The sequence below is a fragment of the Pseudomonas sp. S150 genome (assembly GCF_004526365.1).
Lineage (GTDB): Bacteria > Pseudomonadota > Gammaproteobacteria > Pseudomonadales > Pseudomonadaceae > Aquipseudomonas > Aquipseudomonas putida_A.
Genome location: NZ_CP038207.1, coordinates 2,731,049 through 2,751,579, shown reverse-complemented (window position 1 = coordinate 2,751,579; position 20,531 = coordinate 2,731,049). Strand labels below are relative to the sequence as shown.

The window sequence follows — 20,531 nt, the reverse complement described above, 5'->3', positions numbered from 1 at the left end:
CGCAAGAGTGTGCGTCTGTTAATGCAAACCAGTTGCAGTTGAACAGGAAGACGATGAACTCGAAAAAAACCTGAATGTTATTTTGAAATTATTTCCTGACTGCCATCGGCCAGGGTGCGAACGGCCACCGGCAGGATGTTTGGCAGGGCCTTGAGCAAGGCGTCGGTGTTGTCGGTTTTGAACACGCTGGTCAGGCGCAGACTGGCCACGGCGGGGTTGCTGACCGTCAGTGGCTTGTCGCGATAACGCGAAACTTCCGCCGCCACTTCGCCGAGGCTGGCGTTGTTGAACACCAGTTTGCCGCTGCGCCACGCCGTCAGTTCCGCAGGCTTGACCGCGTAGGCGGCAGCGACTTTGCCTTCGGCATCGACATGGGTGCCGAGGCCGGCGGTCAGGTTGATGAATTGGTCGTCCAGCGCATTGCGCCCCTGCACCTTGACCGTGCCCTGTTCCACCGCGATCCGGGTTTGCGTGACATCGCGGCGCACATCGAAACGCGTGCCGGTGACCGTGACCTTGCCACTGCCGGCCTCGACCACGAACGGCCGCGCCGTGTCGTGCTGAACGCTGAACATCGCCTCGCCTTCACTCAATTCGATCAGCCGCCGATCCTTCTCAAAACGCACCTGCAGACGGCTGCGGCTGTTCAGGTCGATCACCGATCCGTCCGGCAGCGCCACATGCTTGCGCTCACCCAGCGCCGTCGCGAACTCGGCGCTGTAGCCGTCGGGGTGATTCAGACCGCTGAACAGACCGAGGCCGAGCGCCACCGCCAGCACACTGGCGGCCACGGCATAGCGCAGCAGCGGGCGACGTTCGCGACGGGCTGGCGGGGTTTCGACGAGGGACTTGAGACGTGGCGCCGGCAGCAGATCGGCCGCCGTCCACAGGCCTTGCAGCAACTGGAATTCGTCACGGTGTTGCGGATGCTGGTTCAGCCATACGTCGAAGCGCTGCTGTTCGTCGGCACTGATCAGCGGTTCCTGCAAACGCACAAACCAGCGTGCCGCCTCATCGCGCACCGTTGTTTGCCCGCACGCGCAATCACGGGTATCCATCATGGAATGTCCTGTCGGGCTGGGGATGAAACGCGGCGGCCGCTCATGACTGCATGCCGTCGAGACGATCGCGCAAGTGGCGCAGGGTGCGGATCATATACTTTTCGACCATATTTCTGGACAGCCCCAGGCGCTCAGCGATTTCCGCCTGGGTCAGCCCTTCGATCTTCTGCCAGACGAAAATCTTCCGGCAGTTGAGCGGCAGCTCCTGCAGCGCCCGTTCGATGGAGTCGGCCAGCTGGATCGCCTGCATGTAATGCTCCGGGTCCCCGGTTGACGACACACTGTGATCGATCGCCTGCGACTCCATGGCTTCCCGCCGATCCTCACGCCGATAACCATCGACCGCGATGTTGCGTGCGGTCTGGTGCAGATACGCCCGTGGCTGCTGCACCGCTGCCGAATCGGATTCGAGCACCCGCACAAAGGTGTCGTGCGCCAGATCCTCGGCCTGCGCGCGGTTGCGCAGACGCCGGGTCCAGGTGCCGATCAACTCTTCGTAATGCTCGAAAAAGCCGGGTCTGCGGGGCAGCATGGGGTTCATGACAGCGTGCTGGGGAAAGAGGCGTGAATAGTAATGCTTCCTATTAAGGCCGGCAATTCATTCCTTGGAGACCCGATCCGCCGTTCATCTCCAGGTCATCGTGCTTTTGCAATCACCTCACTCATGTATTGATGCAGATCGCGAAAATCCTGAACGCTCCAGGCGTGCGGCGCGATCTTCACGCCGTTGTCCTGCAAGGTTTTTGGAATCAGGTTTCCATTGGGACGAAGGATGATCGAGGACACGATGACGCCCGGATAATCCTTAAGGCGTTTCTTGAAGGTGGCTGTTGTCAGGTCAGGCGTTGGCGGATTGCTTTTTTTGGCCAATGGCCCGGTTGCCTTGATATCGGCGCCGTGGCACACAGCACAGCGCTGGACATAAAGATTTTTGCCGTTGGCATTTTCCGCAACGGACAGGGAGGTCTGAATGACTGATAACAAAGCGAATAAGGTGACGAGGGTTGTTTTCATTTTTATAGAGCAGAGGCTGAAACGGACGACGCACAGCTAAGCACACATCAGGAAGCCAATTTCCACGTATCGAGAAATTGCCGGGCAGCGACCCACGTCGTCGAGTTTTTCGCAGCCGTCCCGCCTATTGTGTAAAATGCCGCCCGGGTGCCACCGCAACAACGCGGCAGGGCAGGTTTAATTCAGCGCAGGTCGGGCCGCCGCGCGGAGTTGCTGTGCCTATGAGCCACGATCCGTCACGCCTGCAGGCTGCCCGTCAGGAGTCGCCTTCTGCCCTGGCCTTTCTCTCGCGATTTTTCGCCGCCGAGTCCGCCGGTGGCCTGATTCTGATGGCCGCTGCCCTGGCCGCGCTGCTGGTCGCCAACTCGCCTTGGGCGGCCACGTATTTCTTGACCTTGCACATCAAGATCGCCGGTCTGTCGATCGAGCATTGGGTGAATGATGGCCTGATGGCGATCTTCTTCATGCTGGTGGGCCTGGAGATCAAGCGCGAAATGCTCGCCGGTCAGTTGTCGACCTGGGGTCAGCGCGCGCTGCCGGGCTTCGCCGCGCTGGGCGGGATGCTGGTCCCGGCCCTGATCTACGTCGCGATCAACTGGGGCAATCCGCAGACCCTGAGCGGTTGGGCGATCCCCGCCGCCACCGACATTGCTTTCGCCTTGGGCGTGCTGTCGCTGCTGGGCAAACGAGTGCCCGTCTCGTTGAAAATCTTCCTCTCGGCGCTGGCCATCCTCGATGACCTGGGCGCAGTGGTGATCATCGCGATTTTCTACACCAGCGGCCTGTCGGTGAGCATGCTGCTGGCCTCGTTGGCGGTGATTGCACTGCTGGTAATCCTCAACCGCTGCGGTGTCAGAAAGCTTTGGCCATACCTGATCGCCGGCGCCTTCCTGTGGTTCTTCATGCTGCAATCGGGGATCCACGCGACCCTCGCCGGGGTGATTCTGGCCCTGTGCATTCCGCTGGGAAATCCCGAAGACGAGCACAACTCGCCGCTGCTCTACCTCGAAGAAAAAATGCATCCGTGGGTGGCGTTCGCCGTGGTGCCGATTTTCGGCTTCGCCAACGCGGGTGTGTCGCTGACCGGCATTTCTCCGAGCAACCTGCTTGAGCCGGTGCCGCTGGGCGTCGCGCTGGGGCTGTTGTTCGGCAAGCAGATCGGCATCCTCGGCCTCGGCGCCCTGGCGATTCGCAGCGGCCTGGCGCAACTGCCGCAAGGCGCGAACTGGCTGCAACTGTACGGCGTCGCCCTGCTCTGCGGGATCGGCTTCACCATGAGCCTGTTCATTGGCGCACTGGCCTTCCCGGGCGCGCCGCATCTGGTCGACTCGGTGAAGGTGGGTGTGTTGCTGGGTTCGATTTTGTCCGCGCTGCTGGCGGTGGTCGTGCTGATGAGTGCGGGTAAGGCGAAGGCTTCGAGCTGACCGCCAGATCGGGTCGAGACAGAAAACCAATGTGGGAGCGGGCTTGCTCGCGAAAGCGTCAATTCAGTCAGCTAATTTATCGACTGAACCACCGCCTTCGCGAGCAAGCCCGCTCCCACAGTTTTTACAGCGGTGCTGCTCAGCCTTTTTCGTCGATCCCGGCCTGTAGGGTCTGGCTGTCCAGATTGCCGCTCAGGGTCACCGGACCGACTTTCAGATTGCCGTTATCGAACGACACCTTCGGTGCGTTCTCCTCGGTTTTCTGCGGCAGATCCAGTCCGGCTTTTACCCCGTAGTTACGGTTGACCAGATCGCTGCTACTGACCTTCGAACCGCCCAGATCCACCTTGCCCTCAGGCGATGAAATCCGCGCGCCAGTCAGCTGCGTTGCGCCGCCCACCGCAAGATTCACGCCCTGATTGCCACTGATGCCGGACGCCTGCGCCACGCTGTCCTTGTGCGCGTATTCGCCCTGCGCTTTCAACGTTGGTTTGTAGTCAGTGCCGGCGAGCTTTTCCTTGTCGCTCGGTGGATTTTTCTTCGCCGTCAGGCCCAGATCAACATCGACCTTGGCCTGCGTCTTCGAGTCCTGACGGCTTTCGACGGTCAGATTACCGGCAACCTTGCCGCCGACAGTGTTCGCGTCGATCCGCGCGCCAGACAGTTGTGCATCGCCTGCGCTATTGAGTACCACGCTGTCAGCCTTGATCTGGCTGTTTTGCTGGGTGGTGCCTTGCAGGTAATCGACGCCGACCTTGGCCCCGGCGTTGAAGCCGTGGTCACTGCTGGCCTTTTCATCGGCTGCGGTCGGGGTCTTGCTGCTCAGGTTGCCGCCGGCATTCAGCGCGACGTTCCAGTTGTTGCGGCTCTCGGTGGACTGCGCCGATTCCTGAACCAAACCGCCCTTCTGCGCATCGATGCTGACGTTCGGCGCGCTGACTTGCGTGCCTTGCAGGTGCACCGCGTCACCGCTCAAGGCGACGTTGCTCTGGCTGTTGAGCTGGCCACCGGTCAGGGTTTGCGAGTTTTCGTTGACCCGACCAATGTTGAAGTTACCGCTCAGATTACCGCCCTGATCGCGACTCTTCTCGCTGCTGGATTTGCTGCCGCCGCCCTTCAAGCCGCCGCCGAGATTGCTGCCAGTCGCGGTGTGGGTATCAACGGCCGCTTGCAGATCGAGTTTGCCGTCAGCGTGCAGCTCAATGCCGCCGACGCTGTCGATCTGCGTGCCTTGCTGAACCTGATTGCCACCGCTGCTCAGTTGCACCGGGCCGTTGCCGCTGATGCTCGCCACGTGAGCCTGGGTGTCATTGGTCTGCTTGCCGGTGTGATCAAGCTGGAAGCCAGCGCCGAGGTCGACGTTGGTGCCGTCGGTGCCCGGCAAGGTGCCGACCGTCAGCGAGCCGTTGCCGCGCAGGCTGGAGTCGCTGCTGCTCTGGCGGTCGGTAGCCTGATTCAGCGCCAGATCGCCGCCGGTCTTGATGTTCACACCGCCCTGCCCGCCGTCGAAACGGCTGCCAGCGAACTGCGCATCACCGCCCACCTTGATGTTCACGCCTTGGCTGCCGGCAAAACCGCCGACCACTGCGGTGCTGCTGTCCTTGCTGCTGTAGCTGTTGCCACCCGCGCCGCTGCCGGCGACGTTCACGTCCTCGCCGGTCTTGGTGTAGACGCGCACGTCGACCTTGGCGTCCACCGAGTTATCGGTGCTGCTGTGAGTGTTGCTCGCGGCATCGGCAACCAGTTTGTCAGCGCTGATGTTGACCATGCCGTTGCTCGCACTGTACTGGGTGCCCTGGTCGTGCAGGTTGCCGGCGGTTTTCACGTCGACACTGCCGCCGTCGAAACGGCTGACCACAGCGTTGCTGCTCTGCTCGGTCTTGTCGGCGCTGCCGTGACCGATCGCCACGTCGAGGCCGACGTTCGGCTGGCCGAGATTGCTCAGGGCTTCCTTGTCCGGCACCTTGCCGTTGAGCACATCCTTGACCGCACCGGCAATCGGGCGGGCGATGTCCTTGTACTCGACGTTGGCGCCGATGTCCGCCGACCACTTGCTCTGGTTGTGAGTGCTGCTTTCGGTGTTGCTGGCGGCGCGGTTGTCGACCTCGTTGGCCGCGACGTTCAGACCGTTGCCAGCCTTGACCTGCGCGCCTTCGGTCAGCAGTTTGTCGGCATTGATGTTCAGGCTGCCGCTGCTTTGCACGTGGGTGGTTTGCGCGGTGGTTTTGCCGCTGCTGTCTTGCGTGGTGCTGTGGGCAAAGTCGACGCCACTGCCAGCGCGGTCGAGGCCGCCGGTGTAGTAGAAACCACCGCCGGTGCTGGAGGTGTCGGATGAGGTTTTGTGGCTGTCCTGTTCGGCCAGCAACGACACGTTCTTGCCGCTCAGCGTGGTGTCGCCGGCCGTGGATTTGACTTCACCGCCCTTGATTGTCAGATCGCCGCCGGCCTTCACTTGCACGGTGGTGCCGCTGAGACTGGAGCCTTGCTGGTTGACGTCGTTACGGGTGACGGTCTGCTGCTTGTCTTCGTAGTGCACCCCGGCGCGGTATTGCTCCGGCGTTTGCTCTTTGGCGTAGGCATCGAAGCCACGGGTCTCGGTGGTCGAGCTGCTGTCGTGGCTGTTCTGCGTGGAATGCACGTTCACATCACCCGCTGCGTCCGCCGTCAGCACGCCACCAGCCTTGACCGTAGAGCCGGCCACTTCGATGTCCTTGGCGCTTTTGAGCTTGAGATTGCTGTCGGAAACCAGCTCGCTGCGCACCGTGGTGCTGTCCCTGGAATTCTGCCGCGACTCGTCCTTGGTGATACCGAAGAATTTGCTGTCCTTGTCGTGGTTGTTGCTGTGCGAAGTGTCCTGCACACCATCGATCACCAGCGAACCCTGATCGCTGATCACGCTGGCCTCGGTGCCGCCACGGACCTGGCTGCCGCTGATGCGCACGTCGTCAGCCTTGACGATCAGTTTGCCGGCCGCATTGATTTTGCTGCCCTGATGCCGGGTCTGGCCCTTGTCGGCATCACCGGTCTTGCCGAAGAATCCGCCGCCAACCAGGTCGCCGGAGTAACTGTTGTTATTACTGCGACTGGTGCGCGTGGCGGTGGTGACGTCCACTTGCTTGCCCGCCAGTTTCACATCGCCGGCACTGTTCAGTTCGGCACCTTCGGCGCGCAGCAACGCGGCGGTTTGCAGAGCGATATTGCCGCCCTTCAACTGACTGCCGATGCTGCGCTGTTCTTCGCTGCTGTTGTTCCAGTCGGCCTTCCACAGATGCTTGCGATGGTTGCCCTGATCAGTCTGGGTGTGGCTTTCGGTGGCCGCGGTCAGGCGCAGATCGCCGCCACTCTGCACATCGAGATTTTTCGCCGCTTCAACCTTGGCCGCTTTGAGTTCGGTGTCTTTGCCGGAGGTCAGCTTGACGTCGCGGCTGGCGACGATCTGGCTGCCGTGCTGGCGAGTTTCACTGTCGGTCTGGGTCCGGTCGTAGGTTTCCCAAGTGATGCCGATGGTGCTGTTGCTCCAGTTCTCGCGTTTTTCCTGAAGCTTGCGGCTTTCTACGGTGCTCAGGGTCAGGTTGCGCTTGGCATTGACGTTGACGTCGCGACCACTGACATCGGTGGCGGCCAGCGTCAGGTCGTTGCCGCTGTGCAGGCCGACATCCCCCTGACTGCTGCGAATGCTGGCACGCGTCACTTCGAGGCTGTTGGGGATGGCTTCACCGCTGACGCTGAGATCGCCAGCGGAACGGATCTGCACGCCGTCACGCCCGGCCACTTGCACCGCCCCCACACGCACGCCCGCGCCTTCGGCGGTGCTGACGATGTTGATGCGCCCGGCCTGCATCGCGCCGAACAGGCTGGCGTCGATGCGCTGATCCTGGGTATTGCCCGCCGGGTCCACGGCTTTGACCTGACCGCTGGCGTAATCGACCTGATTGCGCCCGACGGTGAGGTTCAACTGATCGCGGGCATCGATGCGGCCCTGGCTGTCGATACGCGGGGCGATCAGATTGACCGAACCCTCGGCGTTACGCAGGCCGCCACTCTGGATCTGCAACTGACCGCTGGCGTCGCGGGTGTTCAAGGCTTGCAGTTTGCCGTCGTTCAACTCCGGACGACCGACCAGCAGACTGGCGTTAGGCGTGTTGATGAAACTGCCGCCGTTCACCGAAATGCCGTTGGGGTTGGCCAGCACGTAATCGGCGGCGCGGCCGAAGATTTCCTGGGCGCCGTTGATGGCCGAAGGGTTGCGGCTGATCACCTCGTTGAGGATCACGCTCGCCGCCTGGCCCTGCAGTTGCGGGTTGGCTGCCAGTTGCCCGGCGAGCTGCGATTGCCCGGCCTGCAAGGCGTTGTTCAGCACCAAGCCCTGACGGTCGACGTTGTAGTCGAGGAACTGGTTGTGCGACAGGCCCGAGCCGTTGGGCGCGACGATGTTGACGATGGGCACGCCGCCCTGGGTCTGCAGTTGCGCGGTGCCGCCGGGGCCGGGAGCGACCACCACACCGCCGGCGATGGCGCTGGGCAGGTGCACGGCGAAGAACAGGCTGGCGATCGCCCAGCGCAGTTTGCCCCGAGGAGAAAGATGGAATGCAAAGGTGTGTGCTGGCATAAAAACGTCTCCATGTAAGTACGGCATCACGGCACGCGATTTGGTCTTGGCCGTGGCTGTCGCGCTCAGATCCGACGGCGGTTTGTTCACTGCTTGATGAGTCTCGCTGGTGCTCATATCTGCAACCCCACGCGCATCAGCCAGGTCTCTGGCTCGTGCTGCAAACCGCTGGGGGTGTTGAGGGCGCGTTGGTAATCGACGTCCACTTGCAGATTCTTCCAGCCCAGATTCAGCCCGACGCTGGCGCCGCTCAGGCGCTGGCCCTGGGCGCCGTGGTCGGCCTTGAGCCAGCCGTTGTCCAGGCCCACCCGCGGGGTGATCTGCACCGGCCAATCGCTACGCAGCGGCAGACGCAAGGTGTTGCGCCAGATCGCGCCGCTGGCGCCGGATGCGCTGCTGACCCGATAGCCGCGCACCGCCGAATCATCGGTGCCGAGCAACTGTTCGATGGCCGGTAACGGGTCGGGGCTGTATTGCAGATTGAGCTGGCTCTGCCACTGCCACGCTTGCGCGCCGAACTGGCCGTTGCGCCATTGGCTGAGGCCAGCGCGGTACTTGCGAAACTGCGCTTTGGGCAAATTGTTGACCGCATGATTGGCGTCGTCATCAGCGCCCAGCCAGCGCAGGCCTTGCGAATAGGTGAAGTCGAGGTTCCACACCGCACGGTCGAGCCAGAACAGATTGAGTCCGGCTTCGGCCACGGTCAGGGTCGGGCTTTGAATGCCCAGACGGACATTTTCCAGATAGCTGTCGACGTCCTTGTGTGCCAGTTGCAGGTTTGCGCTGAGCTGACGGCTCTGGTCGCGCCACAACACGCGGTCGGCGCGCAGGCTCAGTTGATCGGTGAGGCCGGTGCTGTACAAGGTCGCACTCGGCAGCTTGAACGGCGCGCGGTATTCGGCGTGGCTGGCGAACGCGCTGTAGGTCCAGTAGCCGTAGGGAATCGCGTAATACAGGCTGGCGTTGCGACTGTAGCGGTCGCCCTGATTCAACGTGTCGCTGGCACTGAGGCTCAACAGATCGTTGAGTTGCAGCGGGCTGTCGAAGTTCAGGCTGACGCTGTCGCGATCACGCCCGGTGCTGGCGCTGCCAAGGTTGTCCATGCCCAGGCCCAACGCCCAGCGCGACTGCCCGGAGGTGCGCGAGCGCAGGATGATTCGCGACGCGCCGGGCTGGCTGCCGGGGGCGATGTCGGCGGTCAGGTCGATCGAGCGCAAGCGGTTCAATTGATCCAGGCCCTGCTCCAGATCGCGCAGGTTCAGCGGCTGGCCGAGCATATGCGGGAACGCGCCGCCCAGCGAAACGGGGAGGCTCTGATCGGCCAGTTCGATGGACTCGATGTAGCCCTCGTCGATCATGATGTCCAGCGACTGCCCCGCCGCCGGCGCGCTCAACAGGTACGGGCGGCTGGCGATGTAGCCCTGCTCGACGTAGCTCGCGGTGATGGTCGCCAGCAGATGGTTGATCTGGCCGACGCCCATGCACGGCGCCAGCAGCGGTTTGATCCGGGCGTTGAGCTTGGCGCTGTCGATCAGCGTGACGCCACCGATACGCGTGCCACTTAGCGGCCAGCAGCGCTCATCGGGGGTGACGGTTTGCGGGATCGCCGGGGTGACCGGTGCCGGGCCGAACGCACCGCGCTCCAGTTGGCGCTTGCGTTGTTCCATTTGCAGTTGTTGCAGATCGCGCTGTTGCTGTTGCTGCTGGCGCAGCACTTCCTGGCCCGGCGCAACAGGATCAGCCGCTTGAATCGAGGAGGCACACACACTCAACACAAAGGCCGACAACAGCGGGCAAAGCGTGGAACGACGACGGAAAACAGCGCAAAGCAAATACGGCACGCAACATCCTTGCAATCATAAAGTAGCGTAATGCCACCTCATCAATGCGAGTGATAGTCAGAGCCTTCCTACACAAATGCAAGACGCTTCCTACAACGCTTACATTTCTTAAACATTTGATTTTGCTGTGTTCAACGTCAGTCCCTCAGGGGTTCCCCGAGGGCTTTCATCGAGTTCTCGAAGATTTGGCCCCGTATTACGGGCGCTGTCGTTTGTCGAAACCGCTCCAAACCCCGAGGCCGGATAAGCAACTGACGATTGGCACAAAAACATAATTGTCACAAAATATTACTTGCGTCATATTACACCCGTAATAACAGTCCGTTTCTGCAGGATTACGCAATGACCAGCATGCCCACCCTTGAGCCAGACCTGTCTGCCCCGGTCACCCCCGCCAAACCGCCACTGCGCAAACGCCTGCTGCTGACCGGCTCTGGCCTGGTCGCGCTGGTCGTGGTCGGCGTTTACGCCAGTCATTGGTGGGGCACCGGGCGTTTTCTTGAAGAGACTGACGATGCCTACATCGGTGGCGACGTGACGGTGATCGGGCCGAAGGTCGCCGGTTACATCGAAGAAGTGCTGGTCAGCGACAACCAATCGGTCAAGGCCGGCGACGTGCTGATCCGCCTCGACGCACGTGACTATCGCGCCAGCCTCGCCAAAGCCGAGGGCGCCGTTGCCGCCGAGGAGGCGCTGCTGGCCAACCTCGACGCCACTGAACAACTGCAGCAAGCGGTGATCGGCCAAGCCCGCGCCGGCATCGATGCCGCCGGTGCCGAAACCGCCCGCTCGCGGGATGACAATGCGCGTTACAAACGTCTGGTCAGCACCAATGCCGTGTCGGTGGAAAGTGCCCAGCGTGCCGACGCGACTTTCAAGACCGCGCAAGCCCTGAGCGCTCGCGCCCAGGCTGAATTGCTCGCCGCCCAGCGCCAACTGGCGGTGATCGACACCCAGAAACAACAGGCCCGCGCCGCCCTGCAACAAGCCCGCGCCGAGCGTGATCTGGCGCAATTGAATCTCGGCTACACCGAGCTGCGCGCGCCGGTTGACGGCGTGATCGGCAACCGCCGCGCGCGGGTCGGCGCCTATGCCCAGGCGGGTTCGCAACAGCTGTCGGTGGTGCCGGCCAGCGGTCTGTGGGTCGATGCCAATTTCAAGGAGGATCAACTGGCGCGGATGAAACCCGGGCAACGGGTGAGCATCCGTGCCGACGTGCTCTCCGGCCAAGAATTCCACGGCCGCCTCGACAGCCTCGCCCCGGCTACCGGCTCGCAATTCAGCGTGCTTCCGCCGGAGAACGCCACCGGTAACTTCACCAAAATCGTCCAGCGGGTTCCGGTGCGAATCCTCCTCGATCCAGCCGACGGCGTACTCGGGCATCTGCGGCCGGGGCTGTCGGTGACCGCTGAAGTCGACACCCGCGCACAAGCCGAAACCAGCGGCGTGGCTATCGCGCCATGAGCACCGCCCTCGCCGCCCCGGCGCAACCGTTCAACGCCGCCGACATGGCCACTGCGACCAAAGTGTTCGCCTTCGCCACGATGTGCATCGGCATGTTCATCGCGCTGCTGGACATCCAGATCGTCTCAGCCTCGCTGCGCGACATCGGCGGTGGGCTCTCGGCCGGCACCGACGAAACCGCCTGGGTGCAGACCAGTTACCTGATCGCCGAAATCATTGTGATCCCGCTGTCGGGCTGGCTGTCGCGGGTGTTCTCCACACGCTGGCTGTTCTGCGCCTCGGCGGTCGGCTTCACCCTGGCCAGTCTGCTTTGCGGCGTGGCCTGGAACATCCAGAGCATGATCGCCTTTCGTGCACTGCAAGGCTTTCTCGGCGGCTCGATGATTCCGCTGGTGTTCACCACCGCGTTCTTTTTCTTCAGCGGCAAACAACGGGTGATTGCCGCCGCAACCATCGGTGCGGTGGCGTCTCTGGCGCCGACGTTGGGGCCGGTGATCGGCGGCTGGATCACCGACATTTCATCGTGGCACTGGCTGTTCTACATCAACCTGGTGCCGGGGATTTTTGTCGCGGTGGCCGTGCCGATGCTGGTGAAGATCGACCAGCCGGAACTGGCGCTGCTCAAGGGCGCGGACTACCTGAGCATGGTGTTTCTCGCGCTGTTTCTCGGCTGCCTGGAATACACCCTCGAAGAAGGCCCGCGCTGGAACTGGTTCAGCGATCAAACGATTCTGACCACGGCATGGATCAGCGGTCTGGCGGGGCTGGCCTTTATCGGGCGCACCTTGCACGTGGCCAATCCGATCGTCGATCTGCGCGCGCTCAAGGATCGAAACTTTGCCTTGGGCTGCTTCTTTTCCTTTGTCACCGGGATTGGTCTGTTCGCAACGATTTACCTGACGCCGCTGTTTCTCGGCCGGGTGCGTGGTTACAGCGCGCTGGACATTGGTCTGGCGGTTTTTTCCACCGGGGTGTTCCAGATCATGGCGATTCCGCTGTATGCCTTTCTCGCCAATCGCATGGATCTGCGCTGGATCATGATGATCGGCCTGGGCCTGTTTGCCGTGTCGATGTGGGAGTTCAGTCCGATCACCCATGACTGGGGTTCCGGCCAGTTGATGCTACCGCAAGCGCTGCGCGGGATCGCCCAGCAACTGGCGGTGCCGCCGGCGGTGACGCTGACCTTGGGGGGCTTGGCACCGGCGCGCTTGAAGCACGCTTCGGGGCTGTTCAACCTGATGCGCAATCTGGGCGGAGCGATCGGCATTGCTGCGTGCGCGACCATTCTCAATGACCGCACCAACCTGCACTTCACCCGCTTGGCCGAGCATTTGAACAGCAGCAACGAGGCGATGAATCAGTGGCTGGCGCAGGTCGGTGGCAACCTGGCGACACTGGGTCAGAGTGGTGACGTCGGCGTCACCGCAGGCCTGCGTCAACTGTGGCTGCTGACCTACCGCGAGGCGCAGACCCAGACCTACGGCGATACCTTTTTGATGATCATGCTGTGCTTCATCATTGCCACGGCGATGGTGCCCTTGATGCGCAAGGTGCAACCACCGGCCGCGCCGAGTGCGGATGCGCATTGATCACCCTTCTGAAGTTTTGCACTTTTCACTGTGGGAGCGGGCTTGCTCCGGGCGGCGATCCGACGAAGGCGGTGTGTCAGATAACCACTAAAGTGACTGACACGACGCCTTCGCGAGCAAGCCCGCTCCCACAGTTTTCGACCGTGAACTGTCAGAGCTGTGGGGTTTTGCGGAAGCCCACCGCCAGACGGTTCCAGCTGTTGATGGTGCTGATTGCCACGCTCAGGTCGACCATTTCCTTGGGCGTGAATTGCGCCGCGACGATGTCGTAGTCTTCGTCCGGGGCGTGGGTCAGGCTCAGTTGGGTCAGCGATTCGGTCCACAGCAGCGCAGCGCGTTCGCGCTCGGTGAAGAACGGCGCTTCACGCCACGCGGTGACGGCGAACAGTCGACGCGGGGTTTCGCCGCCCTTGATCGCGTCAGCGGTGTGCATGTCGATGCAGAAGGCGCAGCCGTTGATCTGCGAAGCGCGCAGCTTGACCAGTTCGACCAGGGTCTTTTCCAGCGGCAGTTTCGAGACCGCGGTTTCCAGGGCGATCATCGCTTTCAGGGCGTCTGGGGAGGCGGTGTAGAAATCGGTACGAGCTTTCATGATTGAGTTTCCGGGGCCAGTGAATGTGTGACTAAGGTAGTCCCGCACTTGCCCCGGACAAATAGCCAATCTCCCGGAAGACGAGTAGACCACCCTGTCACACCCGATTGCGCAACCAGTGCAGGAACCCGGTTTTCGCCACCACGGTCGGCACGTCCTGGGTCAGGCTCTGGGCCTTGTGCAGGCGATAATCGAGCAAGGCCTTCATCGCCTCATTGATGTCGTGTCGGGCATCCAGGCACGGCTTCAGGTAGGTCTTCTCGATGCGGTACAGCGCACAGAAGGTTTTCGCCGCAAAGGTCGCCGGCACCGACGAATCGGAGAGGATGCCGGCCTCGCCGATCACCTCCCCCGGCCCCATGCGCCCGGATTCGAACGGGCTGCCATGGCGAGTCAAGGTCACGCTGACCACGCCCGATTCGATGATGAACAAATGATCGCTGACCTCCCCGGCGTCGAGGATCGTCTCGCCGGCACGGAAGGTTTGCAGGGTCATGTTCTGGCTGAAGGTGTCTTTCTCTTCCTGGCGCAGCGTGGAGAAAATCGGCGAACTGTCGAGCAGCGCCCGCGGCCGCGAGAGGTTGCCGGCGACGATCGGTTCGACACTCGACAACAGATTGATCCCGGATGCCTGCAGATGCCGGTAAGCCAGATCGAACAGCTGATTGCGCACTGAGCGCTTCTGATCCATCGACGAGACAAAACCGCTGATTTCATATTCCGCGCCGGCGCTGCTGGAGCTTTTCAGCGCGACACTTGGCGAGGGATTGTCCAGCAGCGGGCGGCAGCCCTGCATCGCCCGCTCCAGCGCATCGATCACCGTATTGGGCCGGGCATGCGGGCTGACCTGGACACTGACGGCCACCCCGAACATGTTGCTCGGACGGCTGAAGTTGATGATCTTGGCCTTGGCCGCCAGCGAGTTGGGAATCACCGCCATGCTGCCCTGACTGGTCTGCAGACGCGTGGCGCGCCAGTCGATGTCGATGACCCGGCCTTCGGTGCCATCGATCGAAATCCAGTCATCGATCTGATAGGGCTTGGTGGTGTTGAGCACGATCCCGGAAAACACATCGCTGAGGGTGCTCTGCAACGCCAGACCGACGATGATCGCCAAGGCCCCGGACGTCGCCAACACACCTTTGACCGGCAGATCCAGCACGTAGGCCAGGGCCGCGATAATCGCGATCAGGAAAATCACCGCACCGAGCAGATCCTGCAACAGCCGTCCGGTGTGGCCGACCCGCTGCATCATCACCGCGCCGATCAGCACGGTCAGGGTGCGCGCGCCGAACAGCCACCAGCCGATCTGCAACCCGGTCGCCGCCAGGTGCAGCGGCACGTTGTCGGCCCACGGCGCCGGCTCCATCGGATTCAGGCCTTCGTTGAACAACAGCACGCTGAACAGGCTGAAAATCAGTACCCGCACCAGCAGCTTCCACTCGCTGCCACGGGAGCTGATCAGGCGCCACAGCCCGAGATCGAGGAGGATCAGGATCAACGCGCAAAACAACGGATGTTCGGTCAAAAAAGACAACATCAAAGCACTCCGACAGGGCCCGGTCGCGAGAAGATCGCACAGATTGGGCAAGTGTAGGAGTAATTGATTTCAGAGGCAGAACACCAGCGCAAAAACACCGGAAAGCCCCTGTGGAAGCGAGCCTGCTCGCGAAGGCGGTGGATCAGTCAGACATGCATTGACTGGCACTGCGCTTTCGCGAGCAAGCCCGCTCCCACAGGGGTGAAATTTACCCGTGCATTTGGCCAAAACGTCCCGACTGGAAGTCGGCGAATGCCTGATGAATTTCCTGCTCGGTGTTCATCACGAACGGGCCATGGCCGACAATTGGTTCGTCGATTGGCTCGCCGCTGAGCAGCAACACCACTGCGTCTTCACTGGCCACAAGGGTCAACTGACGACCGTCGCGCTCGAACAGCACCAACTGCCCGACACCCGCGGTTTGCGCACCGTTGATCTGCACCGAACCTTTCAACAGCACCAGCGCGGTGTTGCGTCCCTCGTGCAGATCGAGCGTCAGCAATTTGCCGGCGTTCAGCCGCAGGTCCCAGACGTCGATCGGCGTGAAGGTGTGCGACGGGCCTTTATGCCCCTCGAACTCACCGGCAATCAGCCGCAGCCGGCCGGCGTCGTCCTTCAGCGCGATATTCGGAATATCGCCGTCGAGAATGGTCTGGTAGCCAGGCGCAGCCATTTTGTCCTTGGCCGGCAGGTTGACCCACAGCTGCACCATTTCCAGCTTGCCGCCGGTTCTGGCGAAATCATCCGAGTGGAACTCCTCGTGGAGGATCCCGGACGCGGCGGTCATCCACTGCACATCGCCGGGGCCGATGGTGCCGCCGCTGCCGGTGGAGTCGCGGTGCTGCACTTCGCCGTCGTAGACGATGGTCACCGTTTCAAAACCACGGTGCGGGTGCTGGCCGACGCCACGGCGCTCGGTGGTCGGGGTGAATTCGGCCGGGCCTGCGTGATCGAGCAGCAGGAACGGGCTGATGTGTTTGCCCAGGTTGTCGTAGGAAAACAGGGTGCGCACCGGGAAACCATCGCCGACCCAATGGCCGCGAGGGCTGGTGTAGATACCGATGATGTTTTTCATGGTTGCCTCCAGAAAAGGTGGGTGACGCAATGGATTAAGCTTAAATCCATAGCGTTTTGAGCACTAGACGGCAAAAACCGGCTTTAGTGTTCCATTTATAGAACAGTCCCACCGTTGAGTCTCGATCCTTGCGGGAGCGGGCTTGCTCGCGAAGGTGCCAGTCCGGACAACACAACTATCGGGAAAGATTCATGACTTCTGCTCAACAGTGCTTTGCCCCAGCAGCGGTTTTTCCCAAGCACGCAGACGCGGATACTCCTGCCCATTCCCACTGCAACCCTGGAGTCATCAATGTCTGTTCCCGCTTTTGGTCTGGGTACGTTTCGCCTGCAAGGTCAGGTGGTCATCGATTCGGTGCGCACCGGCCTTGAACTCGGTTACCGCGCCATCGACACCGCGCAGATCTACGAGAACGAAGCCGAGGTCGGCCAGGCCATCGCCGCCAGCGGCATTGCTCGCGAAGAGTTGTTCATCACCAGCAAGATCTGGATCGCCAACTTCGCCAAGGATCGTCTCATCGACAGCCTCAAGGAAAGCCTGCAGAAATTGCAGACCGACTACCTCGACCTGACGCTGATCCACTGGCCGTCGCCGGAAGATCAGGTGCCGGTCGCCGAATTCATGGGCGCGCTGCTCGAAGCCAAGCGTCTGGGCCTGACCCGGCAGATCGGGGTGTCCAACTTCACCATCGACTTGATGCAACAAGCCATCGCAGCGGTCGGCGCGGAAAACATCGCCACCAACCAGATCGAGCTGCACCCGTACCTGCAAAATCGCAAAGTGGTCGAGTTCGCCCGCAGCCAAGGCATCCAGATCACCTCCTACATGACCCTTGCCTATGGCGAAGTGCTGAAGGATCCGGTGATTCAGCAGATCGCTGAACGCCTGCAAGCGACCCCGGCGCAAGTCACCCTGGCCTGGGCGATGCAGTCGGGTTACGCGGTGATTCCATCGTCGACCAAACGCGCCAACCTGCAGAGTAACCTCGGCGCCACCACGCTGACCCTGAGCGAATCCGACATAGCGCTGATCGCCGGTCTGGAGCGCGGCCATCGTCTGACCAGCCCGAAAGGCATTGCCCCGCAGTGGGATTGATCGCTCAGTCCTGAAGCCGCTGCGCGAGGTCGTGCATGGCCCTGCGCAGCGTGTCCACCGAGCGGTGGACAGTCAGGGTTTCGGCGTCGCGACACGCCTGTTCGAGATCGCTGCACGCCGCCGCCACTCGCGCCGCACCGACCATTTGCGCACCGCCCTTGATGTGATGCGCCAGGGTGCTTAATTCGCTCAGATCCTGTGGCTGGCGCGCAGCGTCCAGCTGTTGCAGATCGTCGTGCAGACTGCGCAACACTTGTTCGCGCAGGCGCTGCATCACCGCAGGATTGTCCCCGGCCATCTGCTCAAGCGCGCTCAGGTCGATCTCGGGCAACGGCGGTGCCGGGTCCGACAGCTGGTCACCGTCACCGCGACTGGCCGCCTTCAATGCCTGTTGCAGATCGTGCAAGCGAATTGGCTTGAACAGACAATCGTCCATGCCGGCCTCAAGACAACGGACTTTCTCCTCGACCTGCGCGTTGGCAGTGAAGCCGAGGATCAGGCAGCGTGCCCGACCGCTCGCCGCCTCTTCTTCACGAAGTGTCCGAGCGAGTTCGTAACCGTTGCGCCGGGGCATGTTGCAATCGGTGATCAGCACATCGAAAGCCTGTGTTCGCCAGCGCTGCAAGCCCAGCTCACCATCCTCGACATCGACCGTAGCGTGGCCCAGTTCACTCAGTTGCCGGCACAGGAGCAAGCGGTTGACCGGATGATCGTCCACCACCAGCACGCTCAGCGAACGCGCTGGCGTGTCCGCCACTTGCGGGCCTGCCGTCTCGGGTTCGAGCGCGGTCAACAGCGGCAACTGCAGGTTTACCTCAACCCGCGTTCCATGCCCCGGCTCGCTGTCCAGGCGCAGTGTGCCGCCCATCATTTCGCAGAGGTTACGGCTGATCACCAGGCCCAGTCCCGAGCCGCTACGCGCTGACTGGCCCTGGTTAGCGGCCTGGACGAACGGACTGAACAGGCGTTTGCGGTCATCGGCACTGATGCCGATTCCGCTGTCTGCAATCGCTAGTTTCACGGCCAACTGGCCAAGCGCTGTCCTGGTTACCGACAGTTGCAGACTGACCTGCCCGTGCTCGGTGAACTTGATCGCGTTGCTCAACAGGTTTGACAGCACTTGCTTGAAGCGTGTCGGGTCGAGCATGACGTCGACGTCACTGTGCGCATCCAGTTCGACCTGCCACAGCAGGCGTTTCTCCCGCGCCAGCCCTTCGAATACGCGGCACACCGCGATCACTTGTTCGCGCAGATTGGCCCGCTGCGGCGCGAGGGACAAATGCCCGGACTCGATACGTGCGATATCGAGAATATCACCGATCAACGCCAGTAATTGCTGGCCGGCAGCGGACGCGACCTCGATTGCCAGCTTGTCGGTGACGCCCTCCTCGGCACGCTTGAGGGCCATTTCGAGCATGCCGATCAGGGCATTCATGGGGGTGCGGATTTCATGGCTCATGGTCGCCAGAAACGTAGTCTTGGCCCGATTGGCGTCGTCGGCGGCATCCTTGGCCTGCTGCAACTGTTGCAGCCACTGCTGACGCTGACGCAGCTGCGAGCGCTGAAAACCGATCCAGGCCAAGGCCAGCAACAGCATCCCTGCCGCACCGGCAAACGCCAGCAGGATTTCGCGGCGATGACGCTGCCAGTAGCTCTCTTCCACGACCACGTCATGGCTCCAGCGCTCGACCAGTTCGTCCATCTGCTGCGGCGCGATGCTCAGCAACGCCTTGTTCAGAATCGTGTGCAGCGCCGTATCCTGCGCTGCGGTCGCCAGGGCAATGCGTGCCGGCTGATCGCCGATCGTGTTGGTGATGCGCAGGCGCTCGCGGTAATGGCGGGCGATCAGAAACCGCGCCACCAGCAGTGAGCTGACGGTCACGTCGGCCTGGCCTTTGGCGATCTGCTCCATGCCCTCGGCCGGGCTGCGCACCTCCACCAGGCGAATCCCGGGCACCTGCTGCAGAATAAAGTCGTGCAATGGATGACCGCGATAAATCGCCAGCCGCTTGCCCGGCAGATCGGCGAGGCTGCGCGGGCTGCCGGCCGTCGTCGCGCTGACCAGCACAAACGGATTGTTCAGGTAGGCACGGGTGAATTGCAGCTCGGTTTCCCGTTCGCTGCTCGGGGTCACCACCGGCAGCACGTCGAGCTCACCGGCCTTGAGCTGTTCGATCTGACGGTCCAGCGAACGCCCCCGAACCACCTCGAATTGCAGCCCGGTACGCTGACTGATCAGGTTGAGCAACTGCGCCGACAGCCCGTTGAATCGTCCGTCGGCATCAAAAAACGTCAGCGGTGCGAAGTCTTCGATCACGCCGACCCGCACCCGCGGATGTTGCTCCAGCCACTGCTGCTCGCTGGCACTGAGGCGCACCTGCGACTGCGCGGCCATTTGCGCGCGCCCTGCGCTCCAGCGCTGCTCGATCAGTTGACGACGCTCCATGGGAATCGCCGCCAGCGCCTTGTCGATAATGCGTTTGAGGCGTACGTCACTGCGCAGCAGGGCGAAACCGAAGGGATTGGCATCCAGCCCCGACGGCCCGGCCAGTTGCAGGTCATTGCGGTAATTGGTGTTGATCAGGTAATTGGCACTGATCAGATCGCCGAGATAGCCGTCATCGACACCAAACGCCACCGCACCCAGCGCATCCATTGCCGAGGAGTAACGCTGCACCTTCGCGTCGGGGTAGAACGCCTGCACGCTGGTCAGCGGCAGGTAGTCCTCGACCATGGCGATGCGTTTGCCTGCCAGGTCGGCCGGTAACGTTTCGTCGAGCCGGGTCACCAGCATCGGTTGGTCTTCGGCATAGGGGCGCGACAAGATGAAATCTGGATCGGCCAGCTCGAAATTGTTCGAGGTGCCCAGCAGATCGAGTTCGCCGCGCTTGAGTGCGCTCATCACCGCGTCGCGGTTTGCGTAGCGTTGCACCTCGATCCGAACCCCGAGCAGTTGCGCCAGCAACTCGGCATAGTCGGCGGTGAGACCTTCCAGCTCCTGCCGATTCCGCGTGATCTCGAACGGTGGATAATCGGGCCCGGAAATCCCCATGCGCAACGTCGGATGGCGGCGTAGCCACTGTTGATCCTGGGGGTCGAGCGGGACCTGAATGTTCTCCAGTGCTGCCTGGCTCAACAACTCCAGAGGCTGCGGCGACTCACTGGCCCAGCAGGTGGCCGTGATGCTCAACCAGAGCACGCACCACCAGCGTCGCAGATTCACTGTG

General features: G+C 62.1%; 13 protein-coding genes. 4 read left to right on the top strand and 9 right to left on the bottom strand.

The genetic code is table 11. The features are described 5' to 3' along the window. Positions 1 to 77: 77 nt before the first annotated feature. From E3Z29_RS12560 to E3Z29_RS12550, 3 genes are all read right to left on the bottom strand, one after another. On the bottom strand, positions 78 to 1,061 hold the full coding sequence (locus E3Z29_RS12560) for a FecR family protein (protein WP_134785905.1): 984 nt from the start codon (positions 1,059 to 1,061) through the stop codon (positions 78 to 80). A gap of 40 nt (positions 1,062 to 1,101) precedes the next feature. After that, positions 1,102 to 1,602 (bottom strand): sigma-70 family RNA polymerase sigma factor, encoded by a 501-nt coding sequence (locus E3Z29_RS12555; RefSeq protein WP_003223490.1) that lies wholly within the window; start codon positions 1,600 to 1,602, stop codon positions 1,102 to 1,104. A 95-nt stretch (positions 1,603 to 1,697) separates the two neighbouring features. Next, positions 1,698 to 2,075 (bottom strand): c-type cytochrome, encoded by a 378-nt coding sequence (locus E3Z29_RS12550; protein WP_134785904.1) that lies wholly within the window; start codon positions 2,073 to 2,075, stop codon positions 1,698 to 1,700. A 221-nt stretch (positions 2,076 to 2,296) separates the two neighbouring features. Here E3Z29_RS12550 and nhaA point away from each other — a divergent pair, with 221 nt between their 5' ends. After that, positions 2,297 to 3,499: a Na+/H+ antiporter NhaA gene (gene nhaA / locus E3Z29_RS12545; protein WP_134785903.1), complete on the top strand. Its 1,203-nt coding sequence runs from the start codon at positions 2,297 to 2,299 to the stop codon at positions 3,497 to 3,499. A 139-nt stretch (positions 3,500 to 3,638) separates the two neighbouring features. Here the strand turns inward: nhaA and E3Z29_RS12540 are convergent, their stop codons facing one another. Next, the gene (locus E3Z29_RS12540) at positions 3,639 to 8,108 is read right to left on the bottom strand and encodes a hemagglutinin repeat-containing protein (protein ID WP_134785902.1); all 4,470 of its coding nucleotides are present in this window, start codon (positions 8,106 to 8,108) and stop codon (positions 3,639 to 3,641) included. A gap of 113 nt (positions 8,109 to 8,221) precedes the next feature. Continuing rightward, positions 8,222 to 9,949, bottom strand: a complete 1,728-nt coding sequence (locus E3Z29_RS12535) for a ShlB/FhaC/HecB family hemolysin secretion/activation protein (RefSeq protein ID WP_134785901.1) — start codon at positions 9,947 to 9,949, stop codon at positions 8,222 to 8,224. Between the two features lie 342 nt (positions 9,950 to 10,291). On the opposite strand from E3Z29_RS12535, the gene E3Z29_RS12530 reads away from it, so the two are divergent. Both E3Z29_RS12530 and E3Z29_RS12525 read left to right on the top strand, forming a co-directional pair. Next, positions 10,292 to 11,413, top strand: coding sequence for an HlyD family secretion protein (locus E3Z29_RS12530; protein ID WP_134785900.1), 1,122 nt, complete (start codon positions 10,292 to 10,294; stop codon positions 11,411 to 11,413). Then, positions 11,410 to 13,002, top strand: coding sequence for a DHA2 family efflux MFS transporter permease subunit (locus E3Z29_RS12525; RefSeq protein WP_134785899.1), 1,593 nt, complete (start codon positions 11,410 to 11,412; stop codon positions 13,000 to 13,002). The genes E3Z29_RS12530 and E3Z29_RS12525 overlap by 4 nt, the downstream gene beginning before the upstream one ends. A 151-nt stretch (positions 13,003 to 13,153) precedes the next feature. On the opposite strand, the gene E3Z29_RS12520 is transcribed toward E3Z29_RS12525, so the two are convergent. The 3 genes from E3Z29_RS12520 to E3Z29_RS12510 all read right to left on the bottom strand — a co-directional run bounded on the left by E3Z29_RS12520 (position 13,154) and on the right by E3Z29_RS12510 (position 16,209). Beyond that, positions 13,154 to 13,594: a carboxymuconolactone decarboxylase family protein gene (locus E3Z29_RS12520; protein ID WP_007968280.1), complete on the bottom strand. Its 441-nt coding sequence runs from the start codon at positions 13,592 to 13,594 to the stop codon at positions 13,154 to 13,156. A 97-nt stretch (positions 13,595 to 13,691) separates the two neighbouring features. Beyond that, entirely contained in the window at positions 13,692 to 15,134 is a 1,443-nt protein-coding gene (locus E3Z29_RS12515; RefSeq protein ID WP_134785898.1) for a mechanosensitive ion channel domain-containing protein, read from the bottom strand. Between the two features lie 208 nt (positions 15,135 to 15,342). Then, positions 15,343 to 16,209 (bottom strand): pirin family protein, encoded by an 867-nt coding sequence (locus tag E3Z29_RS12510; protein ID WP_098968017.1) that lies wholly within the window; start codon positions 16,207 to 16,209, stop codon positions 15,343 to 15,345. Between the two features lie 291 nt (positions 16,210 to 16,500). Here E3Z29_RS12510 and dkgB point away from each other — a divergent pair, with 291 nt between their 5' ends. Further along, complete coding sequence (dkgB, locus tag E3Z29_RS12505; RefSeq protein ID WP_098968016.1) at positions 16,501 to 17,304, top strand: 2,5-didehydrogluconate reductase DkgB; 804 nt, start codon at positions 16,501 to 16,503, stop codon at positions 17,302 to 17,304. A 4-nt stretch (positions 17,305 to 17,308) separates the two neighbouring features. Here the strand turns inward: dkgB and E3Z29_RS12500 are convergent, their stop codons facing one another. Beyond that, positions 17,309 to 20,527, bottom strand: a complete 3,219-nt coding sequence (locus tag E3Z29_RS12500) for a transporter substrate-binding domain-containing protein (protein ID WP_177416193.1) — start codon at positions 20,525 to 20,527, stop codon at positions 17,309 to 17,311. Positions 20,528 to 20,531 lie beyond the last annotated feature (4 nt).